Origin of the sequence: Vibrio sp. 1CM2L, from assembly GCF_023161695.1 — a bacterium.
GTDB classification, from domain to species: Bacteria; Pseudomonadota; Gammaproteobacteria; order Enterobacterales; family Vibrionaceae; genus Vibrio; species Vibrio coralliirubri.
Genome location: NZ_JALNTT010000004.1, coordinates 310,257 through 335,171, shown reverse-complemented (window position 1 = coordinate 335,171; position 24,915 = coordinate 310,257). Strand labels below are relative to the sequence as shown.

General features: G+C 42.4%; 21 protein-coding genes and 1 pseudogene. 12 read left to right on the top strand and 10 right to left on the bottom strand.

Annotated elements, in window-relative coordinates; genetic code table 11:
• Positions 1 to 252: 252 nt before the first annotated feature.
• Positions 253 to 999, bottom strand: coding sequence for a metallophosphoesterase (locus MSG34_RS16310; RefSeq protein ID WP_248338547.1), 747 nt, complete (start codon positions 997 to 999; stop codon positions 253 to 255).
• 159 nt (positions 1,000 to 1,158) lie between these two features.
• Here MSG34_RS16310 and MSG34_RS16305 point away from each other — a divergent pair, with 159 nt between their 5' ends.
• Together MSG34_RS16305 and MSG34_RS16300 are read left to right on the top strand one after the other, a co-directional pair.
• A complete protein-coding gene (locus tag MSG34_RS16305; protein ID WP_248338545.1) occupies positions 1,159 to 1,524 on the top strand; it encodes a hypothetical protein in 366 nt (121 codons plus the stop codon).
• A gap of 22 nt (positions 1,525 to 1,546) precedes the next feature.
• Positions 1,547 to 2,053 carry a hypothetical protein gene (locus MSG34_RS16300; protein ID WP_248338544.1) on the top strand — a complete coding sequence of 169 codons (507 nt, stop codon included), beginning with the start codon at positions 1,547 to 1,549 and terminating at the stop codon, positions 2,051 to 2,053.
• A 126-nt stretch (positions 2,054 to 2,179) separates the two neighbouring features.
• On the opposite strand, the gene MSG34_RS16295 is transcribed toward MSG34_RS16300, so the two are convergent.
• The 3 genes from MSG34_RS16295 to MSG34_RS16285 form a co-directional block, all read right to left on the bottom strand.
• Complete coding sequence (locus MSG34_RS16295; protein ID WP_248338542.1) at positions 2,180 to 3,289, bottom strand: hypothetical protein; 1,110 nt, start codon at positions 3,287 to 3,289, stop codon at positions 2,180 to 2,182.
• A 309-nt stretch (positions 3,290 to 3,598) separates the two neighbouring features.
• On the bottom strand, positions 3,599 to 4,609 hold the full coding sequence (locus MSG34_RS16290; RefSeq protein WP_248338539.1) for a replication initiation protein: 1,011 nt from the start codon (positions 4,607 to 4,609) through the stop codon (positions 3,599 to 3,601).
• 194 nt (positions 4,610 to 4,803) lie between these two features.
• A complete protein-coding gene (locus MSG34_RS16285) occupies positions 4,804 to 5,004 on the bottom strand; it encodes a hypothetical protein (protein ID WP_248338535.1) in 201 nt (66 codons plus the stop codon).
• Positions 5,005 to 5,528: 524 nt separating this feature from the next.
• Between MSG34_RS16285 and MSG34_RS16280 the strand changes: the two genes are divergently transcribed.
• The 5 genes and pseudogenes from MSG34_RS16280 (at position 5,529) to MSG34_RS16260 (ending at position 11,683) form a co-directional block, all read left to right on the top strand.
• The gene (locus tag MSG34_RS16280) at positions 5,529 to 7,598 is read left to right on the top strand and encodes an AAA family ATPase (protein WP_248338533.1); all 2,070 of its coding nucleotides are present in this window, start codon (positions 5,529 to 5,531) and stop codon (positions 7,596 to 7,598) included.
• On the top strand, positions 7,599 to 9,443 hold the full coding sequence (locus MSG34_RS16275; RefSeq protein WP_248338531.1) for a UvrD-helicase domain-containing protein: 1,845 nt from the start codon (positions 7,599 to 7,601) through the stop codon (positions 9,441 to 9,443).
• 171 nt (positions 9,444 to 9,614) lie between these two features.
• Positions 9,615 to 9,731 (top strand): annotated as a pseudogene (locus MSG34_RS16270) (DUF3820 family protein); the annotation flags it as partial.
• A 314-nt stretch (positions 9,732 to 10,045) separates the two neighbouring features.
• On the top strand, positions 10,046 to 11,098 hold the full coding sequence (gene aroG / locus MSG34_RS16265; RefSeq protein ID WP_248338529.1) for a 3-deoxy-7-phosphoheptulonate synthase AroG: 1,053 nt from the start codon (positions 10,046 to 10,048) through the stop codon (positions 11,096 to 11,098).
• A 177-nt stretch (positions 11,099 to 11,275) separates the two neighbouring features.
• Positions 11,276 to 11,683, top strand: a complete 408-nt coding sequence (locus MSG34_RS16260; protein WP_248338527.1) for a hypothetical protein — start codon at positions 11,276 to 11,278, stop codon at positions 11,681 to 11,683.
• A gap of 93 nt (positions 11,684 to 11,776) precedes the next feature.
• On the opposite strand, the gene MSG34_RS16255 is transcribed toward MSG34_RS16260, so the two are convergent.
• Positions 11,777 to 12,880: a mechanosensitive ion channel family protein gene (locus MSG34_RS16255; RefSeq protein ID WP_248338525.1), complete on the bottom strand. Its 1,104-nt coding sequence runs from the start codon at positions 12,878 to 12,880 to the stop codon at positions 11,777 to 11,779.
• 186 nt (positions 12,881 to 13,066) lie between these two features.
• Here MSG34_RS16255 and MSG34_RS16250 point away from each other — a divergent pair, with 186 nt between their 5' ends.
• Complete coding sequence (locus MSG34_RS16250; RefSeq protein WP_052880016.1) at positions 13,067 to 13,723, top strand: TrkA family potassium uptake protein; 657 nt, start codon at positions 13,067 to 13,069, stop codon at positions 13,721 to 13,723.
• Between the two features lie 26 nt (positions 13,724 to 13,749).
• Positions 13,750 to 15,117 (top strand): TrkH family potassium uptake protein, encoded by a 1,368-nt coding sequence (locus MSG34_RS16245; RefSeq protein ID WP_248338523.1) that lies wholly within the window; start codon positions 13,750 to 13,752, stop codon positions 15,115 to 15,117.
• 98 nt (positions 15,118 to 15,215) lie between these two features.
• Here the strand turns inward: MSG34_RS16245 and msrB are convergent, their stop codons facing one another.
• Positions 15,216 to 16,358 (bottom strand): peptide-methionine (R)-S-oxide reductase MsrB, encoded by a 1,143-nt coding sequence (msrB, locus tag MSG34_RS16240; RefSeq protein WP_248338521.1) that lies wholly within the window; start codon positions 16,356 to 16,358, stop codon positions 15,216 to 15,218.
• Positions 16,359 to 16,558: 200 nt separating this feature from the next.
• Between msrB and MSG34_RS16235 the strand changes: the two genes are divergently transcribed.
• The gene (locus MSG34_RS16235; RefSeq protein WP_248338519.1) at positions 16,559 to 16,957 is read left to right on the top strand and encodes an OsmC family protein; all 399 of its coding nucleotides are present in this window, start codon (positions 16,559 to 16,561) and stop codon (positions 16,955 to 16,957) included.
• Positions 16,958 to 17,090: 133 nt separating this feature from the next.
• On the opposite strand, the gene MSG34_RS16230 is transcribed toward MSG34_RS16235, so the two are convergent.
• The 4 genes from MSG34_RS16230 to phnW form a co-directional block, all read right to left on the bottom strand.
• Positions 17,091 to 18,155 carry an OmpA family protein gene (locus MSG34_RS16230; RefSeq protein ID WP_248338517.1) on the bottom strand — a complete coding sequence of 355 codons (1,065 nt, stop codon included), beginning with the start codon at positions 18,153 to 18,155 and terminating at the stop codon, positions 17,091 to 17,093.
• A 339-nt stretch (positions 18,156 to 18,494) separates the two neighbouring features.
• Positions 18,495 to 19,313 carry a phosphonoacetaldehyde hydrolase gene (phnX, locus tag MSG34_RS16225; protein WP_248338515.1) on the bottom strand — a complete coding sequence of 273 codons (819 nt, stop codon included), beginning with the start codon at positions 19,311 to 19,313 and terminating at the stop codon, positions 18,495 to 18,497.
• A gap of 83 nt (positions 19,314 to 19,396) precedes the next feature.
• Positions 19,397 to 20,818: an aspartate aminotransferase family protein gene (locus MSG34_RS16220; protein ID WP_248338513.1), complete on the bottom strand. Its 1,422-nt coding sequence runs from the start codon at positions 20,816 to 20,818 to the stop codon at positions 19,397 to 19,399.
• Positions 20,818 to 21,921 (bottom strand): 2-aminoethylphosphonate--pyruvate transaminase, encoded by a 1,104-nt coding sequence (gene phnW, locus MSG34_RS16215; RefSeq protein WP_048608835.1) that lies wholly within the window; start codon positions 21,919 to 21,921, stop codon positions 20,818 to 20,820. The genes MSG34_RS16220 and phnW overlap by 1 nt, the downstream gene beginning before the upstream one ends.
• A gap of 400 nt (positions 21,922 to 22,321) precedes the next feature.
• Here phnW and MSG34_RS16210 point away from each other — a divergent pair, with 400 nt between their 5' ends.
• Together MSG34_RS16210 and MSG34_RS16205 are read left to right on the top strand one after the other, a co-directional pair.
• Positions 22,322 to 23,332: a putative 2-aminoethylphosphonate ABC transporter substrate-binding protein gene (locus MSG34_RS16210; protein WP_248338511.1), complete on the top strand. Its 1,011-nt coding sequence runs from the start codon at positions 22,322 to 22,324 to the stop codon at positions 23,330 to 23,332.
• 136 nt (positions 23,333 to 23,468) lie between these two features.
• A complete protein-coding gene (locus MSG34_RS16205; protein ID WP_248338509.1) occupies positions 23,469 to 24,890 on the top strand; it encodes an FAD-dependent oxidoreductase in 1,422 nt (473 codons plus the stop codon).
• Positions 24,891 to 24,915 lie beyond the last annotated feature (25 nt).

Here is a 24,915-nt window from a genome sequence, read left to right as displayed (position 1 = left end):
TCGATAGTTAACATGACGATAAATCATTGTAGTTTTAATCAAAAAATCAATTTGTTTTTTGGACTTAGGGTCGAGGGCGAAGCCTCGCCAGCAGCACTTTGCTCATCTTTTACGTAGTAAAAGTGTGAAAGTGCGTAGCTGGTTACTTAAAGGTTAAAAGCCCCTTTAATCAAAAGCAAATGATGCTCCTCAATTAGTCAGTAACAGATTTAGAATGCTAGCAAAGGGACTCAATCTGTAGGTCTGCACCAGTTAGATATCCAACATCTTGAATGCGTCGAAATTATCTATGGTTTCGTAGCCATGATAACCCCGTTGATTAGTGACAAACTTAATGCATTTTTCTTTGAACTCTCGGCAGTCATGGTTGTGGCCGTATATCCACGCTGTGATATTTAGACTAAATAGGAGAGAGCAATCTGAAGCAAAAGCCGGGTTTAGGGCGTTGCCTTGATATTGTTGGTGTATGGCTCTTGGGGTCGGTAAATGGTGGGATACGATAACATTCTTTGAGTAGGAGGATGAACGGATTGCTTTATCAAGCCAACCAATGGATTTTTTGTGCAAAGCAGCGGCTATCGCCGGAGTAAAAGTTTGTACGTTATCAAAGTTAATGCGTCTGTAGTCACTCATGGATCTCTCTGCGTAATAGAAAGCCACATCAGCGTTTCCGTAAAGCTCGAAGTCAGTCCATAGAGTACACCCATAAAAAGCCACACCATTGACGACTATACATTCATCATCAAGTAAATGTACGTTTGCGTACTTGCGGGCGTAGTTTTTCAGTTCTTGAGGTAGTTCTGCAATTGTCCCACCAGTGTAAAACTCATGGTTTCCCAGAACATAGATTACATCTTGTGGAAACTCTGACGCCCAGTCTATTGCCTTTCTACCATTTGAATGAATATCTCCGGCAAGGATAACGACATCCGCATCACTTACAGGAATAGTCATAGGGGCAACTTCTAGGTGTAGATCAGACAAGTATTGAATCTTCATACGGTACAACCTTGAACAAGAATATCAACCTAAATTTAGTTCTGATAGGTCAGGAAGTCAATGTGGTGTTTTGTGGTAATATAATGATTTTTAAGTATATTTTGACAAAGTTGCTGTTTTGGCTCTATGCTGATAACTAGGGGTTTGGGAATACATATTATGAGTAAAATAGATGCATCAGTGCATAGAAAAGGGCTAGAAGCCTCGTTCAAAATATTGGAGAGGTGGGAAGCTAGCAACGTTCAAATTTTGTCCATTTTAGGGATCTCCAATCCTATTGATCAAACATTATCATCTGGTCAATTTTCGACAGAGCAAATCACTAGGATAAGTTACATCCTAAACATTCATGCTGCGCTGAGAACACTGTTTACTAATGATAAGAATGTATACGGCTTCATGACTATGGAAAACAAGAGCAAATTCTTTAGCGGTGAGCGTCCTTTGAGTCTTATTGAATCGGGAGATTTGAAAGCTATTGAACGGGTAGCTAACCATTTAATCTCGTTAAGCCAAGGCAACTAGTCTTCGATCAAGAGATAATGATATGAGAATGGTTCTGGAGATGCGCTATCGCAGAGAAGGTAAGTTCTTCTACAACAGAGAAGAAATCTTTGCGATATATCAGTCCGATGACTTGGATTACATCTTACTGAGAAGTCCTTACTTAACGAACATAGATAATGAACTATTTGTCTACAGTAATTTCAACATGACAACCACTCACTTTGAACGTTTGGTATTGGCACTAAGAGAGCCATACCGTTGTTATATTTCGTTCGAGGATGCGTTATCTCGGTGGGGGGTGATATCTCAGATTCCCATGATGATGATTCTTGCAACAACAGGACCTTCAGGCTTCTATTCAACACCATACGGTAGATTTGAGTTTGTGCACGTCAAACACCCAATTGATCAACTCGAAGAACATACTCTTGATATAGGGCGTCCAATACGTATCGCCCAGAAAGACTTGGCTTATCGAGATCTCAAATTATTGAGTCGCAACATGCACTTGATAGATTACGTAGCGCTATTTACAGCAGACGAGTAAACACAGTTTTCATAGTCTAGGCCGTAAAAAAGCCTGAATCACTCAGGCTTTTTGAGCTTCGTCTGCACCAGTCTTTGTTACCTAGTTACGATAAAGTTTTTGGGCTGAGGAAGAACCCAGTGATGTTTAGTCCATGCTAAGTGGGTTAAATAAGGCGCTTTCTAACACAGTGCCATATTTTCTAGTACATAGCCGAACGAACTGTTCGTCGTTACGTGGGGTCTTTCGCCACGTAGGAAGATCTCGTTTAACTCTTTCTGGATTAACTAACTCGAGCTTCTTGTAGTGATGCGTAGAATGTGCAAAGCCTATTAGTTCATTGGTCAAGTGAATACCAGCTTTCAGGAGTTCTTCAAGGCAGCGAACTGGCTCAAGCAAATACTTACCTTGATCTCCGTATGCGCTGTTTTTGTACTCACTATTGACCTCAATTTTCTCGTATTCTATTTTCAAACCAGAGCTACGAAGGTCTAGAGTCAGAGGTTTTACTGTTGATTCTAGATTTTGTATTTCTAGCCTCAACTCCTCTTTTTGTCGTTCACAAAAAGGAGAAGAGTTTAAACGCTTATTACGAGACTTAATCTCTCGTTCTATTGAAGCAAGTGTGCTTATAAATACTTCCGATAATACGCTGTCTAGGTAATCTGCTTTCCATTGCTGTACACCGCTATTGAAAGCCAGAAGTGACTGCCGTATGAACTCATTGGATATGCGGTTAGTAAAATCAGTAATCACACTGTTCTTGCTATAGCGATGTCTCGCAGAATTATCACATTGAGCTGAGTGTACTATGTACTCGACTGTAGCATTTTTAGGCGATATGGATAGTAATAATGTTACCCATAGAGGAACGTCCAACTCATTGAATTTTAGATTTATTCGGCCGATTCGGTAACTGAAAGTTAGTTTTTCTCCTCGCTTAGACACTAATGATAAGTTTCGAAAACGTTGTGCTTTTTTGAGCGATAGTAAAAATCGCTCACTATTTGTCATTTGGTATTGGTCTGACGCTAAATGCTTAAAGGTTTTGAAGTCTTTAACATCAAAGAGATCCGCAAATAGTTGGTCTGCTTTGCTTGGTCTTGGAGCACGGCCACCGAATGTTCGAATTGCAGCGTGTCCTGCAAACTCAGGTAACAAGCTTAGTTCTTCTGGTGATAGCTCTTTACAGAGAGCAGATCTCGCTTTGTATACAGCTTGAGTTATGGCGGTTGGTTCAGATGTAGTGTATTTCATTGTTTATTATCCGTTATAAGGACACTGAACATTGAAAGACTAATTGTCGCAGTAGGTTTCAGTCTTATCGTCCAGTGTCACACTGAATGAATAAAAAGTATACACATTGGGAGATGTATCACGTTTGCCTGCGACGGGGCAGAGAAGCTATCTCTTGTGAACGCTAGACGAACGCATCATGTAGAACTCAAGCCTACATTAACTCTCTACTGAGTGTTAAGTCAATATGGTGGTTTTTGATTTTGACCAGATGGTGAGAAAAGTACCACCAAGCAACCAAACGCTTGCTTGGTGTTTGTCAAATGCATTTCAGCGCATGTACGCACGACCAATCGAATCTTCACTTTGCTGAAGTTTTTGTTCGGGTGTTAGGTGAACGTCTGCCTCTAAAGAAGCTTTAAGCAAGTCTTCCCGTGTTTGACGTTTTTTGTAGGCTTCCTGCAGCTTAGGTGAAATTTTGGGCTTATCACTTTCGATGAAACTGAATTGGACTTCTACTGGCGCTCTTTTTTTTCTTTTAGTGACTTTGCATTTAATCTTGCCAGAGAAGAAAGAATTTGAGCTATTGATAGTATTTAGAGCCTTTGTCAGTACGTGCCTATCCAGATCGCCATACTTTTCATACTTGTCACCAATACCTAATCCTTCCCGAAGATCTTCAACTTTAAAATCAATATATTTACGATGCTTTCCAACTCGCTTGTACTCTTTTGAAAGCAGAAGATACAGTCTTGTCGTATTTTCCATCTGTGTGCCCCTGAGATCTTTAAGTGGCACTTTATTATAACCAGACGCTTGCAGTTGCTTGTTATAGAAAATTATGTAAGGCAGAAACTCAGGTGAAATGTGAAGAGTCAATACTCCATCTTCAAGGTGAGCCTCACTGAATACAGCGATTGTTGTCACTCCATTTCCTTCATTGAGCGAGTAGGTAATGGTAGCAAACTCTTTTGTGATTTCTTTATACAAAGAGGTGTAGTTTTTAGCAGTTACTGATTTTTTTTCGAGCCAAAACTCCAGATACTCAGATAGGTCAAAAGTAATTTGACGAGCCTTGGGGTTGTTACAAAAGTAGTTTGAAACTAGCTGTCTTGAATCCTCGATAGTCCAACCCTCTTGGTCATTAGAATGTGACTTCATGCCTCTAAGCTCTTTTTCTTTCGCTTCTAGGTTCTCTAGTACGTGGAGTAAGGCTTTGTTATAGGGGTCGAATGCTCCTACTGCTGATAAAACTAACCTTTGGCGAGATAAGTCTTGGTTGGTTGTGGGAGCTATCAGTGAATTACTCAGTAGTGCAGTGGTTTTTTCAGTTAGTTTCATAGTTTATTTCATCAATGCTTTTGAGATGAATATCCATGTTTGTTTTGGACGTTTCAAGGTTTTTGTTTCATAAAAATCAATAGTTTATGGTTGCGTTGTTGTAAGTGTGTGTATTTCCTTGAGTCCCGGTGCAAAAAATCATTTGATAGTTAGAGACAGCGTAAGATTTTCCAAGATAGCGTAGAGTTTTCGATTTAAGGGGTATTACTTTCGTAGCTTGGCGTAAAAAGTTCGTCGGGAGTTGTAAGGATTTCGATTTTAAGCGTAAATTCTTCGACAATAATCTCCCTGAAGCCTTTTTTACGCAGGGCTTTGGTCGCAAACAAACTGTTAAATGCTCTAAAAGAAGAAAAAGGGATAAAGTAAAGCAAGGTAGGTTTAAGTGAGTCTGGCATAGAAACCCAATAGCATAGACATTAGTTTGTTTTTGGGGGAGAGACTTCGTCTCTAGTGATTAGGGGTATTAGTCTATCTCTAACCTTCGTTGAACAGAAGGTTTAAGCTCATACCTATCTTCCAGTTGCTTCACTTCAAACATTTATAGCTCACCGATACCATTCTCAGGCTCTGTCTTCTTCACTTCTATTTTCCCAGAGGGAGGTCAAGGTGACATTGGTGCTGTCAGGCTTACTTCAACAACTTGAATCAACATCGGCAAGTCAAATGAGGTACCCGTGATGATACAAGAGTCTATTAATCGATTTACCACTAAGTACAGGGCTTAACTAGCTGTAATCTTCATGTGTATATTGTTGCACTATGGTGTGGGGTGATTTGGTGTGTAATTCATCGCTTAGGTGAATTTAGGGGCTTGATTTGTGAGCTTGAATGCATAATTGCAGAGCTGTGTAACAGTTCTATACCGTGACTAGTTATAGCATTACTTCTAATCATAAAGTTACATAGCATAAGGGTGTACATGAAGTTATTAAGTTGTGCGATCAGAAACTTTCGTCGTTTGGAGTGCGTCTCGATAGATTTTGAAGAAGGTGAGACCATACTTGTCGGACCTAATAATGCAGGAAAAACGTCAATGGCCTCTGCATTTCGGTGTTTCTATGGAAGTAGGGTTTTTTCTATAAACGATCTTTCAGTATCTAAGGTTTCGGACATTGACGAGTATGGTCGTGGTAATGATGAGCAAGAACTACCGGCCCTAGAATTAGATTTATGGTTCTCGATTGACCCGGAAAAGATATCGTTTGGCAGAGCATTTACACTATTGCCGGAATTGTCAGAACAACTAAATAAGGTTGGTATTCGTTTGAAGTATCAACCTCGAGAGCCAAAGGCAATGAGAGAGGAGTTTAAAAAAGCTTACCCTGCACCTGATGGAGAAGAGCAAAAAACTACCTTATCGCAGTTCCTGAATATAGATTCCAATTTTAGTCGCTTTTATGAGCTGACTTATTATTCTTTGGATAGTCGTCAAGAAGAAATTATTGAAAATCATATAGATAGCGTGGAGGGTAAGGCTCTATTTAGGAATTTGCTTCGTGTGGATTTTCTTGATGCTCAACGAAGTGTAAATGATGATGAATCTAGTCGTAGTAGCCGTTTATCTACTGCATTTTCTGCTTTTTACAAGAGTAACTTGGAACAAGCTAAAGCATCAGAAAGTGCTTATCAAGTAATTGATGAGAACAACCAAAAACTTACAGAACACTACGAAGAGCACTTTAGTGGTTTAATGAAAGTTATTAAGGGTTTGGGTATCCCGTCTGTTAATGATAGAGATTTAAAGGTTATCTCCTCTTTAAGCCCCTTGGAAGCTCTTCAGGGCAATACAGATTTAGTGTACATAGATAGTCAACGCCAGCATAAATTACCTGAAGCCTATAATGGGTTAGGCTTTAAAAACCTCATTTACATGGCTATCCAGATTAGTCATTTTCATATTCAGTGGAGAGATACAGAACAGAACAGACCACTGTGCCAATTAATTTTTATAGAAGAGCCTGAAGTTCACTTGCATGCTCAAGTTCAACAAGCATTTATCAGTAATATCTGGCACATGTTGTCTAACGCTTCTGAAGGTGAGCCAGTTCCTCAGTTGGTAGTGTCGACACATTCCTCTCATATATTGGATAGAGTCGACTTTGAGAAAGTCCGTTATTTTGAACGATGTGAGTTGGAAGGTGAGGATCGTAGAGCAGTAGACACCTTTAATGCATCAAAGGTACATAGCTTAAGAGACTTTGTCCCTACACATAACCCTGAAGTTGAAGAACCGTTTGATTCTGACAAAGCAAAGGCGTTTCTTTTGCGTTATCTGAGGTTGACGCATTGCGATTTATTCTTCGCTGATGCTGCAATTCTTATTGAAGGGTCTGTAGAAAAACTATTGATTCCTGAAATGATAGAAAAAACTGCTCCCAAACTTCGAACAAAGTATTTATCGGTCTTAGAGGTCGGTGGAGCATATGCTCATCGTTTTACTGGGTTGTTGAAGTTTCTAAACATCCCATATCTTGTAATTACTGACCTCGATTCTGTTAGTCCTGAGGGGCGTCATCCGGCAGTAAAAGGTGATTTTGAGGGAGCATTGACATCTAACAATTGCTTAAAAAGCTTATTGGGTGTAACGAAGGTAGAAGATTTATTGGCTCTTGATAAAGAAGCAAAAGTGAGTGCAGATAATGACCGTATGGTTGCGTTTCAGGTCGGAATAAGAGTAGATGAAGTTGGTAAAGATAGTTTGGTAATGGTTCCTCGTACTCTCGAAGAAGCGTTCGCCTACGAAAACTTTAGTTTGTTCCGAACTCAAGACTTAAGCCTAGGAATTGAGATCCCTGTGAATTTGGACGAGGCTTATGAAGAAATATATAAGAGGGTGAAATCCTCAGGCTTCAAGAAGACTGACTTTGCTCTTGAAGTTTTATTTTCTGAGAGCGATTGGAAAACTCCAAACTATATCAAAGAGGGACTTGAGTGGTTGGAGGAACGGCTAAAGACTAATGAGTCACTAGAACTGCAGGAGGAGTCTTAAATGGCAGTTCGTATTCAAACAGAAGCTGATACAAGGGTTGCGGCTTGTTTAGCGGAGAATAGAAGTTTTTCGATGATAGCCGGAGCTGGTGCGGGAAAAACATCGTCATTGATCGAAGCGTTAGAGCTTATTAAATCTAAGTATGGTTCTGTATTAAAGAAAAATGGACAAAAAGTAGCCTGCATTACGTACACTAAAAGGGCGGTGCAAGTAATTTCTTCTCGTTTAGGTGATAGTGATCTATTTGTCGTTTCAACATTACATAGTTTTTTGTGGGGTGAAATAAAGACATTTACAGACGATATTCGTCGAGCATTAATTGAGTCAAGGATCCCCGCACTGATAGATAGGGAGAGAACGAAAGATAATGGTGGGCAAAGTCAGAGGGCATTGAAGGCTAGAGAGAAAGTAGAGAGCCTTACTAATGAACTTGACGTGTTACCTGAAGTACTTTCCTTTAAATATGATGATGCTGCATTTAGTGATTACGCTAAAGGTAAGCTTAGTCATGATGATATCATCGAAATAGCTGGATATTTATTGATTAACCGCCCGATTTTTCAAAAAGCTTTTGGCTACAGGTATCCCTATGTATTCGTTGACGAAGCACAAGATACTTTCCCGATAATTGTTGAATCATTTCAGAGGGTAGCTGAGGGTGAAGGTTTGCCTATAGTTGGCTTTTTTGGAGACCCTTGGCAACAGATTTATGACAAAAGAGCTGGCAGCTTTTGCCCGCCAGCAAGCGGGGAAGAAATCAATAAAACAGAGAACTTTCGCTGCTCTACAAGCGTTATTTCTTTCCTTAATCGGTTTAGAAATGATCTTGAGCAGTATCCGGCAGGAACTAACAGTGAAAAGGAAGGCAGTGTAAAGATTACATTGATTGAAGCTGAGCGTCCGTCCGAACCAAGGAACAGGTACTCCGAAGCTCAAGTTGAACGCTCACTTGGAAGGATGGACCAAGCCCTAGAAGAGTGGGGATGGGAGGTGCGTACTGATGTTGTCAGGCTGTTTTTAGTAAGGCAGATGATAGCAAGAAGACTTGGATTTACTGAGCTTCATAACTTGTTTACTGGAGATTATGCTTCATCGGTTGCACAAGAGGGTTATGAATCTGGAAATCACTACTTACTTAAACCCATAATTCGCTCAATTTGGCCTCTAATTGAAGCTAGTCGCTCGGGAAACATTCGAAGCCTAGTTGAGCTTCTAACGAGCATTGGTCCTGCATTTAAAATTGATGGCAAGAATCAGAGTCGTCCACTAAAAGAAATGGTTGAGCAAGCTAGAGAAATCGTAAGTGTTCTAGATGAAAAGTGGGCCAACGACAAAGTAAGAGATGTATTGGAATACTGTAGTGAAGTAGAGCTGATTGATTTCTCTGACCGTGTTTTGGACGAGCTGATACGGGAGCCAAGGCAAGAAGTATATGATAGAGCAGAGTTTGGACAAGAAAAAGGAGATTGGTTGTGCGACAGTTTTTTAGAAATGCAAACAAGAGAGCTTGAAAAATATTGTGATTTTATTCGTGACAATACGAATTACAGTACGCAGCATGGGGTGAAAGGAGAGGAGTACCCTGATGTTCTCGTTGTTGTAGATGATATAGAAGCAGCATGGAACAACTATAACTTTTGTAAACTACTGACACCAGAGACCTTTGGTACACCTACTGAAGGACAGCAGGATAGAGGAGAAAAGTTAGCATACGTTAGCTTCTCTCGAGCAGAAGACAATCTACGGATATTGTTTTACACAAGTAGGCTTCAGGAAACTAAAGAAGAATTGCTACGAAAAGGCTTATTTGAAGAAGAACAAATTTCAGTTATTCCATTGGATTAACTGCCAATATCGCTACTAGAAAGTCTAAAAGGCAAGATAATCGTCTTGCCTTTTTTATGTTGAAGCTAATCCGATTTGTTAAAATTGACAAAACTCTGTTCATTTTAAGGCACGCCTATGTCCGCTCAATAGTGTGATGGTTGTTCAGTTTCCAGAAGAAATTTGATAGATTTATGGTTTGATAAAAAAGGATTCCCGTCTGGTGAACTCGGCGACTTATTAAAACTGTGTCTTGCTCTGAAGATTGAAGGGCTTGATAGTGTCGTCAAGCCATTGAAAAGAATGTAATTAAATAAAAGCTCACGCTGATCACGTGAGCTTTTTTTGTTTTTAAGTTCGACACAATTTCACATGCATGATGTATTTTGAAGAACGGCTCTTCTTACCTTCCTATAAAATACGCAATCGATAGTGTGTAAATAATGGTATACAGGGTGTTTTAAATATAAAACACAAAAAAAATTGCGTTTATTTTTAATTAGTGATTGAAACTAGAGTTTTTACTAGTTAAGTTACAGGGAACAAGAAGATTAGTGCTGATAGAAAGTGACGTGAGACAACGTACATTCAGCTCAAGGATAGAAAAAAGGAAGAAGTAAGCAATGTTCCAGACTGATGATGTAAGAATTAACAAAGTAAAAGAGTTATTACCCCCTGTTGCTGTTTTAGAAAAGTTTCCAGCGACCGAAGTTGCTTCTTCTACAACCTTTGAAAGCCGCAAAGCGATCCACAATATTTTAGAAGAGAGCGATGACCGCTTGCTTGTTATTGTAGGTCCATGTTCTATTCATGACACAGAAGCTGCCCTTGAGTACGGTAAGCGTTTGAAAGTGTTGCGCGACGAACTTGGTGATAACCTTGAAATCGTAATGCGTGTTTACTTTGAAAAGCCACGTACAACCGTTGGTTGGAAAGGTTTAATTAATGACCCGTACATGAACGATACGTTCAAGCTAAATGATGGACTTCGTCTAGGTCGTAAGCTACTGCTTGACCTAACTGACATGGGCATGCCAACGGCAAGCGAATTCCTAGATATGATCACGCCTCAATACGTTGCTGATCTAATCAGTTGGGGTGCAATCGGCGCACGTACTACAGAATCTCAAGTTCACCGCGAACTGGCTTCTGGCCTGTCTTGCCCAGTTGGATTTAAGAATGGTACTGATGGCAACATCAAGATCGCAACAGATGCTATTCGCTCTGCTAGCGCTTCTCACCACTTCTTATCGGTAACTAAGTACGGCCACTCAGCTATCGTTGAAACAGCAGGTAACCCTGATTGTCATATCATCCTACGTGGTGGTAAAGAGCCAAACTACAGCGCAGAACACGTTGGTAAGATTAAAGAAGAGCTAGCAGCTTCTGGTCTTCCACAAAAAGTGATGATCGATTTCAGCCACGCAAACAGCTCTAAGCAGTTTAAGCGTCAACTCAACGTATCTGACGACGTAAGCGCACAAATTTCTGATGGCGACAAAGCTATCTTTGGTGTGATGATTGAATCTCACCTTGTTGAAGGTCGCCAAGACTTGGTTGACGGCAAAGCTGCAACTTACGGTCAATCTGTGACTGATGCATGTATTGGTTGGGAAGATACTGAAACAGTACTTCGCCAACTGGCAGACGCTGTTGAAGCTCGCCGTAACAAGTAATCTAATTATTACAGCCAGTCACTAATCGGCTGCAAATTCAAAGCCCTTATTAGCAATCGCTAGTAAGGGCTTTTTATATATTTTTATTTTAGGGTTTATCATCCCACAAAAGAATTTACTTATCATATGGTTAACGGTTAAATGGTGTGGCGCTCCATAAAGTGAAGGTTCGTATCAATGAAGGCAGTTCTGGTGAGTGCAGTATTAATTGAGATAAACACGTTTTCTATATCAAATGTACAAGCCGCATCGGGCTTCAACGCAGAGCAGCCGTGCAAAGCAGGCCTTGATTTAGCGATCGACAAGCAACCTCGTGGCATTAAAGTGACGTCAGGAAAAAGCAACCAGCGTATTCTGCTTAGTTTGAAAGATGGCAACAACGATTGGGATTACCGTTGTGATGTGAACCGTTGTAACAAAATAATTAAGTTGGAAGCTAGAGAGCTCAAACGTAACAGCAAGTTTTCAGGTCAAGTTATCCGTTATGATGTTGCCGATGTTAAGCGTTCAGTTAAAGTGACAATGAAAAATCGGAAAGGCTCTGGAATCGCAAGCGAAAGCTATACGGCTCGACAGCTAAAATAATACAGTTTGCTTACATGAGAAAGCCGCAATCACTTGCGGCTTTTTGTTTAATTAAAGCTGAAAAGCACATGATTTTACCGGGAAAACATGAGTTTATTGTTTGATTACACTTTGTTGTATTTCTTCACCAAAGCCCTGAGGATCGATTTTGAGTGTTTGTGTTGGGAAGGCGATATCTGCATTGTGCTTATGAATAATCGCTAATACTTGCAAAAGGACATCTTGTTTAACTTCGTGGTATCTCACCCAGTTGACCGTTTTTGTAAAGGTATAGATAAAGAAGTTCAGCGTTGATGGTCCAAACTTATCAAAGTTAACGATCAGCGTCTGTTTGGAATCAATGTCAGGGTGAGTTTCAAGCATGGCTTTTACGTCATCCACAATCAGAGCCAGTTTGTTCGCATCTTGGTAACGCAGACCAAAAGTCTCATTGATCCTGCGGTTCAACATTCTTGATGGGTTCTCGACCACAATGTTACTGAACACAGAATTCGGCACGTACAAAGGACGCTTATCAAAGGTGCGAATGATGGTCATACGCCAGCCTATGCGTTCGACGGTACCTTCGATTTGACGATCGGGAGAGCGTATCCAGTCGCCGACTTTAAAAGGGCGATCGAAGTAAATCATCATGCCACCGAAGAAATTCGACAGTAAATCCTTAGCCGCTAAACCGACGATCAAGCCACCAACACCACCAAAGGTAAGTAAACCGGAAAGGCTGAGCCCAAACGCCTGCATGATGGTTAGGCCGCCCATCACCATAAAGAACAAGCGAGCGACTTTCGCTATAGCTTGCACTGTGGTTTCGTCTCTGGTTTTTTGCTCTAAGACATACGCTTCAGTGTTAGTGATCATTCGTAAGGTAAACCAAACGAAGGTACAGATAATCAATATGTGCTTAAGAGTTTTTAACCAGTTGATTTCATTACCAAACTGGTCTTGAAGGATTAGCCCGACAGATACTGTAGCAGGCCAACACCAAAGTAATGTGCTGACTGGGGTTTTCAGTGCTTCTAGTAGCAAATCATCCCAGTGGAAAGGGGTTTTCTGAACCAGAATTTCTAAGCGATTATGGATAATTCGCCAAGCTACCCAAGCGAGAAAACTCGCAATAGTGATGAATAGGACGCTGTTTGCCCAATCACTATGGCTCTGGTTGATGTAGGCTTGTACTTGGGTTATGAATTCATTCATTGTGTGTGCTGCCGCAGAAATTATGAATTGGAAATTAGCAGAAACTCGAGTTGTTCTCTACCTTTATAAATCAAGCGATTATGACAATAGTATAACCTTATTCTTGCAGAACTAACTTTTTTTGAGATAGAAACTAATGTAGGTTTGGCTATCCCGTGTAATTAAAATTTCTAAACAGGATTTCAAATGAGCGACAAACAATATGCAGTTATCGGTTTAGGGCGATTTGGTTTATCTGTTTGCAAAGAGCTACAAAGTTCAGGCGCACAGGTACTCGCCGTCGATATTGATGAAGAGCGAGTGAAAGAAGCGGCGGCTTTTGTTTCACAAGCGATTGTTGCGAACTGTACAAGCGAGGAGACCGTCAAAGAGTTAAGACTCGACGATTACGACATGGTGATGGTGTCGATTGGCTCTGATGTTAACTCCAGTATTCTTACTACGCTGGTGGTAAAAGAGTCAGGCGCAAAAGCTGTTTGGGTTAAGGCGAACGATAAGTTTCACGGCAAGATTCTCTCTAAGATTGGTGCTGACCATATCATCATGCCTGAACGAGATATGGGTATTCGTGTTGCGCGTAAAATGTTGGATAGACGCGTTCTTGAGTTTATCGATCTTGGCAGCGGTTTAGCGATGACGGAGATTGTTATCGGTTCTAATTTGTTGGGTAAGAAACTTGGCGACCTTAAGCTGTGTAAAGAAAATGGTGTTGAGGTGCTTGGCTTTAAGCGAGGACCGAACCTCATTAAAGCACCAGAACTGGATGTGAGTTTAGAAATTGGGGATGTGGTGATCATCGCTGGGCCGAAAGAGACCTTATCTAGAAAGCTACGCAATTGGTAATTGGTAATTGGTAATAAGGTAACAGTATGAATTCGTTAAAACGAAAAGGTACTTTCTACACGCTTAAGAGTGATAAAAAGCCACGTAAAGGCTCTGAACCTAAGATTATCCTTACGAGTTTCTTAGGCGTACTTATCCCCTCTGCAATATTGTTGACGATGCCTGTATTCTCCGTGACAGGCCTAAGCTTTACGGATGCACTGTTTACAGCAACCTCGGCGATCAGTGTGACAGGCTTGGGTGTTGTCGATACCGGTGAGCATTTCACCTTGGCGGGTAAAATCTTACTGATGTTCTTGATGCAAGTCGGCGGGTTAGGGCAGATGACTCTATCTGCGGTACTGCTATACATGTTCGGTGTTAGGCTAAGCCTTAAACAACAAGCACTAGCGAAAGAAGCGCTTGGCCAAGATCGTAAGATTAACCTTCGCAAATTAGTTAAGAAGATCATCATCTTTGCATTAGTGGCTGAATTTATCGGTTTTGTATTGCTCTGCTTCCGCTGGGTGCCTGAAATGGGATGGTCAACGGGTAGCTTTTATGCACTTTTTCATGCGATATCAGCATTCAATAACGCAGGTTTTGCACTGTTTTCAGACAGCATGATGAGTTTTGTTGATGACCCATTGGTGATCTTTACCTTAGCTGGCTTGTTTATTTTCGGTGGCTTAGGCTTCACCGTCGTCGGCGACTTATCGAGTAACTGGCGTAAAGGTTTTCGACATCTTCATTTACACACCAAGATTATGCTAACCGCCACTCCGACTCTATTGTTGGTAGGTACGGTATTGTTCTGGCTGTTGGAAAGAAATAACTCAGCAACCATGGAAGGGTTATCGACTCAAGGACAGTGGCTAGCCGCATTTTTCCAGTCGGCAAGTGCTCGTACTGCTGGCTTTAATAGTGTGGATTTGTCTCAATACACTCAGCCGGCATTGCTGGTAATGATTGTACTGATGTTGATTGGTGCCGGTTCTACCTCAACGGGTGGTGGTATTAAGGTTTCGACCTTTGCCGTCGCCTTTGTCGCAACTTGGGCCTTCCTACGTCAGAAAAAGCATGTAGTGATGTTTAAGCGAACCGTAACTTGGCAAGCGGTAACAAAGTCATTGGCCATTATTGTGGTAAGTGGGGCGTTATTAACCACCGCGATGTTTTTGTTAATGCTTACTGAAAAGGCAGCGTTTGATCGAGTCATGTTTGAGGTGATTTCAGCCTTTGCAACGGTTGGCTTAACAGCCGGTTTAACCGCAAACCTGACTGAGCCAGGTAAATACATCATGATTGTTGTTATGGTGATTGGACGTATCGGTCCTTTGACCTTGGCTTATATGTTAGCTCGCCCAGAACCTTCCTTGTTGAAATACCCAGAAGACACGGTGTTAACGGGTTAATAAGATTAACAGGCTAATAAATAAAGCTCTGTAAATAATAACAAAGCCAGCGATATGCTGGCTTTGTTGTCATAGGCTGATCGTTAATTGCTGAATGCTTAGCCCTCAAACATCTCAACGTATTCCTCATAGCCTTCTTCTGCTAATTTTTCCGCTGGGATAAAGCGCATTGCGGCTGAGTTCATGCAGTAACGTAACCCCGTTGGTTTTGGACCATCTTTAAATACATGTCCTAGGTGAGAATCGCCAAACTTACTGCGAACCTCTGTTCTTGGGTAAAGCAGTTTGTAGTCAGTAGTTGTGACGACATAAGCCTCGCTGATTGGCTGTGTAAAGCTCGGCCAGCCTGTACCTGATTTGTATTTGTCTTTTGAAGAGAACAATGGCTCCCCAGTTACGATATCAACGTAAATACCTTCTTGCTTGTTATCCCAGTATTTGTTGTCAAACGGGCGCTCTGTTGCATCGTCTTGTGTTACATCGTACTGCAGTGAGGTTAGCTTCGCTTTGATCTCTGCATCAGACGGCTTGACGTAGGTCTTAGCATTAGCTGTCGCATTTTTGCTGTCGATGATCTGACGGAGTGTTTGTGGATTCTCTTTTCTATCGTCACCGAAGATCTTATCTAGGTACTGATCGCGGCCAGAAGCATAGCGGTAGTAGTTATAACGAACTTTACTCTTCTTGTAATAGTCTTGGTGATAGTCTTCCGCTGGCCAGAATTTTTCAAATTCAATCAGTTCTGTTTTTAGTGGTTCACCAAAGATATTAGCTTTGTCGATCTCCATCATGAAGTTTTGAGCAACATCTTTTTGTGCTTGGTTATGATAGAAAATAGCTGGTCGATAATGACGGCCTCGGTCTACAAAAGAGCCTTTGTCATCGGTTGGGTCGATGTGTCTGAAGAATTGGTCAAGAACCTGTTCATAGCTAACAACATCAGGGTTGTAAGTCACGTTGATCACTTCGATGTGACCAGACTTGCCTGAGGATACTTGTTTGTAGGTTGGGTTTTCTAGTTCACCACCAGAGTACCCAGAGATAACGTCGGTGACGCCTGTCAGCTTTTCTAGGTCGGATTCTGTACACCAAAAACAACCACCAGCCAGTGTCGCGATTTCACTTTTACCTGAATTAGCTGTTTTATCCATTGTATTGGCAGTGCCAGTCTGGCTTACAAACAGCGAAATCAGTGGTAGCGCAACCACGAGTGATACCAATATTTTAGATAATTTATTCATAGATACCTCATCTTGACGTTTTTCTCATTCGATTTTGAATGTACGAATAGAGACAGGTTTTAGATGGAAAAAATTGCATCATTCATGAAAAAAATATGTCATTGAGAAAATCTTGCTCATAAATGCCGCCAGTAGTAGGGTGTAGGCATTGATGTAAAATAATAGATAATGATGACGTTTTCGTACATCTAAGGATCAACATGCAAGCAGAAGTTAAATGGGTCGAAGGCTTTAAATTCTTCGGTCAATCTCAATCAGGCCACTCTGTCGTGATGGATGGAAGTGGTGGTGCTACTGCGCCAAGCCCTATGGAAATGGTGTTAATGGCTGCTGGTGGTTGTAGCTCTGTTGATGTGGTTGATGGTTTGAAATCTGCAGGCCAGAACATCACAGGCTGTAATGCAAAACTTGAAACGACACGCCGTGAAACCGCGCCAAAAATCTTTACCGTGATTAATATTCATTTTGAAGTATCGGGTGACAACCTTGATCCTGAGCTTGTTGCTAAAGTCTGTGCGGATTCATTAGAGAAATACTGTTCAGTATGTCTGATGCTAGGTGCTGGCGTAGAGATGACCCACAGCTGGGAAATCGTTTAGCCTTCTGATTGTATACCTTGGCGATAGGCTAATGTTTTACGGCTTACGACGTATGAGTAGAGCCAGACAAAGAAAAGGGCGGAGCACTTTACAGTGTTCCGCCCTTAATTATTCTCACTAGAGTAGAGTGCTATTATTCAGCCGTTTCTACAATAACTTCTTCCATTTGCGCTTCTTCTTGGTATTCGAAGCTTGGGATTGTTGCGTCAACACGACGGTTTTGCGCACGACCTTCAGCAGTATCGTTTGTTGCTACTGGGTTTTCTTCCCCTTCACCTGTAGCCGTAATACGGTCTGCTTCAATACCTTGCTCTTCGATGTACGCGGCTACAGCGGCAGCACGTTTCTTAGAGATCATCATGTTGTACTCAGCTGCACCTGTTGAATCGGTGTGACCAACGACATTGACTGACGATTGAGGGTAAGTTTGCAGCACTTCTACTAGTGGCATTAGAGCAGTTTCACCCTCAGTAGACAGTTCAGTGCTGTTTGTCTCAAACATGCCTTGAGAGAAGCTTTCAGTTTGCGCTTTAATTACAACAGTCTCTTCTTCAACCACAACGGCTTCAGGTTCTGCAATTGGTTCAGCTGGAGCCTGTGTTACCGCTGCCGCAGTAGCTACTGTTGCGGCTGAAGCTGTCGTGTTACCTGTACCGAAATTGTAACTTAGACCAATGGTAACAAGGTTAGAGTTTAGGTCTTGGATAATCTTATCATCAAAATCATCGAAGTATTGGTATTCCACTCTCACTGCCCAGTCGTCGGCAAACTGTTTCTCAGCACCGATACCTAGAGCCAGTACAACATCGTCTTCATCATCATGCATGATGTAAGCCGGACCAGCTTTGAAGAAAACATCAAACTCTTGTTTTATCGCCAATCGATACATTGGGCTTAACGATATTGCAATAATGGAATCACTGAATCGAGAGATGTCATTGTCATAATTAAAGCTAGTGTCATAGTCACCTAAATAGTCTGCGTTTAATTCCAGAGCAATGTTATCGGTAAAGTTATAACCACCGTAAAGACCACCCGCAACAGAATCATCTTCACACTTTTCACCGCTTACACAAGCGCTATCTAGCCAACCCATGCCAACTTTTGCGCCTACGTATGTCGTTGCGGCAATTGATGGAGCAGCAGCGAAACCTGAAGCAGCTATTACTGCACACATGATTTTTGACAGTCTTTTCATAATCTTATCCTTGGATTAACTCTTATTGTTATCTGAATGAGCCTTTAAAGCGACGACTTACTGATTGGGACACTGCAGCAGTAAGTGGTTCAGGCGTAGATTCAGGTCGAACCTATCTTGGAACTGTTTTTACATTGTTAGTGTAGTTGCTTATTGGGGTCAATGAAGTTGTTAAAATTTATATATTTAAGGTGCTATTTACAGAGGTTTTTGTCAATTAATTGTTGTCTCAAATGTTGGAAACGAAGAAATCTCGTATCATTTTTAGGTGATACGAGGTTTCTTTTTATGTGTGCGGATTATTGGGCTATAGGCCCTGATTTGCGGAAGTTACAGGAGTTATGGGCGCTCTCCGGCTAACAAACGTTTTTCAATGTCTGCAATGACACCTGGTAGGTCTGCAATGGTATCGATTAGGTAGTGTGGGTTTGATTTGTTTAGCTTAACGCTTGCTTTTTCACGTGCAGCCGCAAGTGTTGTCTCGTCTGCATCTAAATATTCTTGATACGTTAACCCTGCTTCGTTCCCCGATAATACAAGTCCAACTGTCCACATGCCTGCGTTGTGACCTTCATCGATCCCCGGTGCTGCGTCGTCTACTTTTACACACGCAGCAACGCTAGTTACACCTAGGTCGATTACGTTTTTCAGTGCCATAAATGGAGCAGGGCGACCACCTTGAGGTAAGTCATCGGTCGCTACCACGTTATCTGGTCGGTAACCGTAATCTGCAGCAGCAGGAATTAAAACATCCATCACTTCACGTGGGTAACCTGAACAAGACCCGATCTTCACGTTCTTCTCTTTTAGGTTATTGACCACTTCTATCGCATTCAAAATAGGTGCTGCGTGATCGGCTACTTTCGCTTTTTGAAGAGGCATGAATGCCGCGTAGATCGCATCAACGTCTTCACTTGTCATCGAGCGTCCGAACTGAGCCTTCCAACGAGAGTCAACAGCAGGAATTCGACCAACTGCTTGGATGTGGTCCCATTTGCCGATCCCCATAGGTTCACGCGCTTCTGCTAAGTCGATATCAAAGTCGAAACCTTGTCTGAATGCTTCAACGAAAATACTGGTTGGAGCAAATGATCCAAAATCAACGATAGTGCCAGCCCAGTCAAAGATAACCGCTTGGATAGGTGATGTTATGTTCATAGTCGTGTCCTATTTCTGTTCTCTCCCAGCTCAAGTTGTTCTGGGAGATGAATGATTGTTTAAGTTATTGGTTAGATGATGGTTTAAAGGTATTCAAAGTCTTTGCAGACTTTTGCTATCGCTTTTTCGAATACAGATAGAGCGACTTCTAGTTCGCTGCGGCTGATGATCAATGGTGGGCTCAACTGAATCACATTACCTTGTGACACCTTGAAACTCAGGCCATCGTTTAGACATTGGTAAAGCACTGCTTCTGCTTCATCGAAAGCTCGGGTTTTGGATATGTGGTCAGTGACCAACTCCACCCCCCAGAGCAGGCCGATGCCGCGAACGTCACCAATGACTGAGTACTTCTCTTTCATTTGAAGCAGTTGTTCACGCACGAATGCGCTGTCCGCTTGTACTTTTTCAAGTAGGTTTTCTTGCTCAATCACTTCCATGGTGGCGAGTGCTGCAGCGCAACCAATTGGGCTTTTTTCGTGGGTGTAGTGACCAAGAGAAACTTGCGCTGCCGTGTTGTATTTGTCTTTGGTGATCATGGCTGCGATTGGCACTAAGCCGCCGCCAAAACCTTTACCGATACAAAGAATGTCAGGTTCGATATCAAAAGCTTGGTGAGTGAACCATTTGCCACTGCGACCCATACCGTTTGGAATATCGTCGATGATCAACATGACGTTATGCTTATCGCAGATCTCACGGATGCGCTTCCAGTAAGCTTTGCTTGGTACTTGAACGTCTGTGTTACGCACTGCTTCGGCAATGAAGGCACCAATGCCACCTTCTTTTTCAATCACATACTCAAGGTAATCGGCGTAGTGCACATCACATGCAGCCTCACTTTCACCGCCTGCGCTTTGCCCGCGAAGCGGAAAAGCACCACGATAGGAAACCGCTGGTGGAATGCGTTCTACGCCAGCCATTAATGGCCCCATGCCTTCGCGGAAACAAGCTTCGCCACCCACTGAAATGGCATCGAGTGACGCGCCATGGAATGAGTCCCACAATGACACTACTTTGAAATTGTTGGTGACATGGCGAGCTAGTTTGAGCGCCATGCCGATCACTGATGTGCCACCGGGAGCAAACAACACGCGATTCAAATCACCACCGCAGATCTGTGTGAGTTTCTCAGCACACTGAACCGCAGTTTCATTGGTGAAGCGACGTGGTGAAAATGGCAACGACGCCATTTGCTGAGTCACTTTATTGATGATGTGGGGATGACTATAGCCTAGTTGATGAACATTATTCCCGTGAAAGTCCATGTACTTTTTGCCCGTCGCATCTTGAATGTAGATGCCTTCGGCTGCTTCAAGTGTGTCTAGGCAAGGCGTTGACATGGCTTGATGAAGAAACACGTCAGAGTCACGTTTTAACATCGCTTGAGTCGCATCATCGTTTAGCGATTCGTTCCATTTTTCGCGTGCTGGCGTGGTGTTCACATCGCCTTCGCTTCGAAAGTGTGTGGCCTTTAGAATCGGCTCTTGATTGGTCGTCGTCATTATTTGATGTCCCAGTACATAGCGTTTTTCACTGCGCCAATTAGAGCTTCAATGTCTGACGGGTACACTTCACCGATGTTACCGATTCGGAAGCAGTCTGCGTTTGAAACCTTGCCCGGGTAAATCACAAAACCTTGTTCTTTCAAGCGGTCATAGAATTCCTTGAATTGGTAATCGCTATGAGTTGGAGAATAGAAAGAAGTAATGATAGGTGAATGAAGATCATCATTAAGCAGTGGCTCAAAGCCAAGAGAGCGCATACCTGCAACCAAGGTAGTTTGGTTGGTTTGGTAGCGATTATGACGAGCTTCGATGCCACCTTCTTGCTCCAATTCAAGTAGAGCTTGGTAGAAAGCTCGCACTGTATGAGTTGGAGAGGTGAAGCGCCATTTACCATGGTTGCTTTCCATGCAGTGCCATTGGTCAAACAGGTCAAGGCTTAATGAACGAGCTTGGCCTTTGCATTTTTCCAGTTCCGATTGCTTCGCAATAACAAAGCCAAATCCAGGTACACCTTGAATACACTTGTTTGCCGAGCTGATCATGTAATCGATACCTAAGTCAGCTATATCCATAGGGATGCCACCAAAACTCGACATCGCATCTAGAATGACGGTTTTGTTGTGCTGCTTTGCCAATTTGGCGATGTCTTCGATTGGATTCAACATACCCGTAGTGGTCTCACAGTGCACAATCGCAACGTGAGTAATGTCTGAATCCATAGCCAATGCCGTCTCCATTTCGTTCAAGTCAGGCTGTGATGTTTCACCTGGGGAAACGACATGGCATGGAATGTTTAAGTATTCTGAGATTTGAGCAATACGAGCACCATACGCACCGTTGTCAACAACAAGAAGCTTGCCGCTTTTTGAGATAACGCTACCGATTGTTGCTTCAACTGAAGCGGTGCCGCTACCTTGCATTAGTACGCTCGTATAACCCGTTTGCTTAGTCGCCAAAGTTACTAGCTTGCTACGAATCACTTCAACAACGTCTTTGTTGTATTCATCATCCCAAGTACACCAATCTTTTAGCATCGCTTGGCGAACGGTTTCAGAAGTAGATAGAGGACCCGGTGTCAGTAGTAGGTATTCGTTTCTCATGTTCAATTCTCGTGATTTGTATTTTGGACTATACCAATATTTGCGGTTACTTTAACAACCAATTTAAACGGTCGTAAATAGCCCAAACGTTATTTTCACAAAAGCTTCATATTCAAATTTGTCACTTGTGTTGAGAAATTTTCCGATCTTTAAATTGCCATTTTTTGTTCATTTAACCGTCATAAAAGTCGATTAGGTTAATACTCGTCATCTGGTACATACCAATGTAAAGGCGTGTACTAACAACCTAAATGAATTTATGGATATAGGCGCCTCTTGATGAGGCTTCTAATTTAAGAAACGTTAAACCTTGGTTGCTTCTAAACCTAGGCAGCTTTAAACCTCGATAACTTTTAATTTTGGCAACTTCTCACTTTAGAGTTGAGCCTGACTGGAGAAAATGATGAAAAACCGTTTTATGAAAGGATCACTTGCAGCTTTAGTAACTCTACTAGCTGGTAACGCTTATGCAGCACAGGAAGTGACGGTTTACACTGCTTTTGAAACTGACATTTTAGCTAAATACAAAAATGCTTTCGAAAGTGAAAACCCAGACATCAACATCAAGTGGGTGCGTGATTCAACAGGGATCATGACGGCAAAATTATTGGCTGAGAAAAACAACCCTCGCGCAGAGGTAGTTTGGGGTCTTGCGGGTTCTTCAATGGCATTGCTTAAAGAAGAGGGCATCCTGAAACCTTATACGCCTCAAGGTGTAGAATCATTACGCGCTAACCTTAACGACCCACAGTCTACTCAAGCTTGGTATGGCAATGACGCATTCTTCAATGCAGTTTGCTTTAACGAAGTGGTGGCTAAGCAATTGAACCTACCGGCACCTAAGTCTTGGGATGACCTAACCAAGCCTATCTACAAGGGCCACATCGCTATGCCAAACCCGGCTTCTTCTGGTACAGGCTACATGCAGGTTTCGGCTTGGCTACAAAACATGGGTGAAGACCAAGGTTGGAACTACATGCAGAAGCTAGATCAAAACATTGCTCACTACACGCACTCAGGCTCTAAGCCATGTGTTCAAGCGGGCATGGGCGAAGTCGCTATCGGTATTTCTATGGCGAGCCGTGGTGCTAAGCTGAAAACTCAAGGCGCTCCACTTTCAGTGATTACGCCTGAAGGCATCGGCTGGGAATCTGAAGCGGTAGGCCTTGTTAAGCCTTCTGATGCAGCACAACGTGTTATCGATTGGTCTATTTCTAAAGCGGCAAATGAGCTTTACATCGAAATGTACCCAGTTGTTGGTCACAAAGATGTGACAGGCAAAGCAGAGAACTTCCCTAATGTAGAAAAGAACATGGCAAAAATGGATTTCGCTCGCATGGGCAGCGAACGTGCCGACGTTCTTAAAACATGGTCTGACAAGTTTGACGCTAAATCAGAGCCAAAATCTTAATCTGACGACCTATTCAGTTACTTAACTATTTAGCTATTTAACTATTTAGTTCATTAGAAGTTAGAAATCAGTAAAGGAAGGCTTCGGTCTTCCTTTTTTAGTTTTACGCCTTTAGGTTTTAAGTAAGGTACAACAAATGACAAAGCACTACTCATATTGGTTCAAGCAAGCGTTGGAACAAGAGTTTGGCAATATCAATGCGGGGCTAGATTCGGCTAAGCCGCTCCAAAAAGACGTCAACTGTGACATCGCCATTGTTGGCGGTGGCTATACGGGGTTATGGACGGCGATTTTAATCAAACAACAGCAACCCGAAAAGCATGTTGTCGTGATTGAAAAAGGCCTATGTGGTAGCGGTGCTTCTGGGGCGAACGGCGGTTGCATGCTGACGTGGTCAACTAAGTATCCGACGTTGAAAAAGCTCTACGGAAAAGAACAAGCGAAATGGTTGGTTAAGGAATCGGAAAAGGTTATATACGAGATCGAAGCCTTCTGTAACGAACACAACATTGACGCGCATCTATATCGCAGCGGAACTTACTACACGGCGACCAATGAAGCTCAAAAGGGTGGAATGGAGCCTGTTGTTAATGAGCTGGTTAAGCAGGGTATCAATAGCTGGAAGAAGTGCGACAATTCTTTGGTTGATAAAGCGGGATCTGATCGCCACATTGAAGGTTACTACTCAGAAGCTGCGGGTAGTGTGCAGCCAGCGTTATTGGCTAGAGGTTTGCGCCGAGTCGCGCTTGAACTGGGTGTCGAAATTCACGAAAACACAGAAATGACATCACTCGACTATGGATCTCCCGCTCGAATTCAAACCAAAGGCGGTTCCGTATTTGCGGATAAAGTGATTTTGGCACTCAATGCGTGGATGCTCGATCATTTTAAAGAGTTCAAACGCAGCATTGTGGTTGTCTCTTCAGATATGGTAGTGACCAAGCCTATTCCTGAAAAGCTCAAGCAATTTGGCCCAGAGAAAGGGGCGGCGGTGGTGGATTCGCGTATCTTTGTCCACTACTACCGAGATACCCAGGACGGACGACTCATGTTGGGCAAAGGCGGCAATAAATTCTCGTTTGCCAATCAAGTTGAAAGCATGTTTAACCAAACCACTAACTACCTTCCGATTCTCAATCAATCGTTCCAAAAATTGTTCCCTAAATTGGAACAAAGTGAATTCGATTACAACTGGTCTGGCGGCTCAGATCGTTCGGTCACCGGATTGCCATTTTTCGGTAATCTAAAAGGCCAAAGCAACATCTATTATGGGCTTGGTTACTCTGGAAATGGCGTTGCTCAAACCCGTATGGGCGGGAAAATTTTGTCAGCAATGGTACTCGATATCGACAATGCTTGGACACGAAGCGGTTTAACTAAAGGCCCATTAGGACACTTCCCGCCAGAGCCATTCCGTTGGGTAGGTGCGATGATGGTGCGTGATGCGGTACGAAGAAAAGAGAACGCGGAAGATTCGGGTGACACGCCATTGTGGCTAGATAAACAGTTATCCAAACTCGCAGGTGCGGCGGGCAAAGCCGACAAGGTTGAATCATAGATTAATCTAGCGTTTAAACTAGAAG

Excerpts from the sequence above, each read along its gene's own strand:
- MSG34_RS16260 (WP_248338527.1), top strand. The coding sequence starts at position 11,276 with ATGAAGGCAGTTCTGGTGAGTGCAGTATTAATTGAGATAAACACGTTT.
- phnW (WP_048608835.1), bottom strand. The coding sequence starts at position 21,921 with ATGAGAAACGAATACCTACTACTGACACCGGGTCCTCTATCTACTTCT.
- MSG34_RS16290 (WP_248338539.1), bottom strand. The coding sequence starts at position 4,609 with ATGAAACTAACTGAAAAAACCACTGCACTACTGAGTAATTCACTGATA.
- MSG34_RS16245 (WP_248338523.1), top strand. The coding sequence starts at position 13,750 with ATGAATTCGTTAAAACGAAAAGGTACTTTCTACACGCTTAAGAGTGAT.
- MSG34_RS16210 (WP_248338511.1), top strand. The coding sequence starts at position 22,322 with ATGATGAAAAACCGTTTTATGAAAGGATCACTTGCAGCTTTAGTAACT.
- MSG34_RS16295 (WP_248338542.1), bottom strand. The coding sequence starts at position 3,289 with ATGAAATACACTACATCTGAACCAACCGCCATAACTCAAGCTGTATAC.
- MSG34_RS16280 (WP_248338533.1), top strand. The coding sequence starts at position 5,529 with ATGAAGTTATTAAGTTGTGCGATCAGAAACTTTCGTCGTTTGGAGTGC.
- MSG34_RS16285 (WP_248338535.1), bottom strand. The coding sequence starts at position 5,004 with ATGCCAGACTCACTTAAACCTACCTTGCTTTACTTTATCCCTTTTTCT.
- MSG34_RS16305 (WP_248338545.1), top strand. The coding sequence starts at position 1,159 with ATGAGTAAAATAGATGCATCAGTGCATAGAAAAGGGCTAGAAGCCTCG.
- MSG34_RS16235 (WP_248338519.1), top strand. The coding sequence starts at position 16,559 with ATGCAAGCAGAAGTTAAATGGGTCGAAGGCTTTAAATTCTTCGGTCAA.
- MSG34_RS16255 (WP_248338525.1), bottom strand. The coding sequence starts at position 12,880 with ATGAATGAATTCATAACCCAAGTACAAGCCTACATCAACCAGAGCCAT.
- aroG (WP_248338529.1), top strand. The coding sequence starts at position 10,046 with ATGTTCCAGACTGATGATGTAAGAATTAACAAAGTAAAAGAGTTATTA.
- MSG34_RS16300 (WP_248338544.1), top strand. The coding sequence starts at position 1,547 with ATGAGAATGGTTCTGGAGATGCGCTATCGCAGAGAAGGTAAGTTCTTC.
- MSG34_RS16230 (WP_248338517.1), bottom strand. The coding sequence starts at position 18,155 with ATGAAAAGACTGTCAAAAATCATGTGTGCAGTAATAGCTGCTTCAGGT.
- MSG34_RS16310 (WP_248338547.1), bottom strand. The coding sequence starts at position 999 with ATGAAGATTCAATACTTGTCTGATCTACACCTAGAAGTTGCCCCTATG.
- MSG34_RS16275 (WP_248338531.1), top strand. The coding sequence starts at position 7,599 with ATGGCAGTTCGTATTCAAACAGAAGCTGATACAAGGGTTGCGGCTTGT.
- MSG34_RS16250 (WP_052880016.1), top strand. The coding sequence starts at position 13,067 with ATGAGCGACAAACAATATGCAGTTATCGGTTTAGGGCGATTTGGTTTA.
- phnX (WP_248338515.1), bottom strand. The coding sequence starts at position 19,313 with ATGAACATAACATCACCTATCCAAGCGGTTATCTTTGACTGGGCTGGC.
- MSG34_RS16220 (WP_248338513.1), bottom strand. The coding sequence starts at position 20,818 with ATGACGACGACCAATCAAGAGCCGATTCTAAAGGCCACACACTTTCGA.
- msrB (WP_248338521.1), bottom strand. The coding sequence starts at position 16,358 with ATGAATAAATTATCTAAAATATTGGTATCACTCGTGGTTGCGCTACCA.
- MSG34_RS16205 (WP_248338509.1), top strand. The coding sequence starts at position 23,469 with ATGACAAAGCACTACTCATATTGGTTCAAGCAAGCGTTGGAACAAGAG.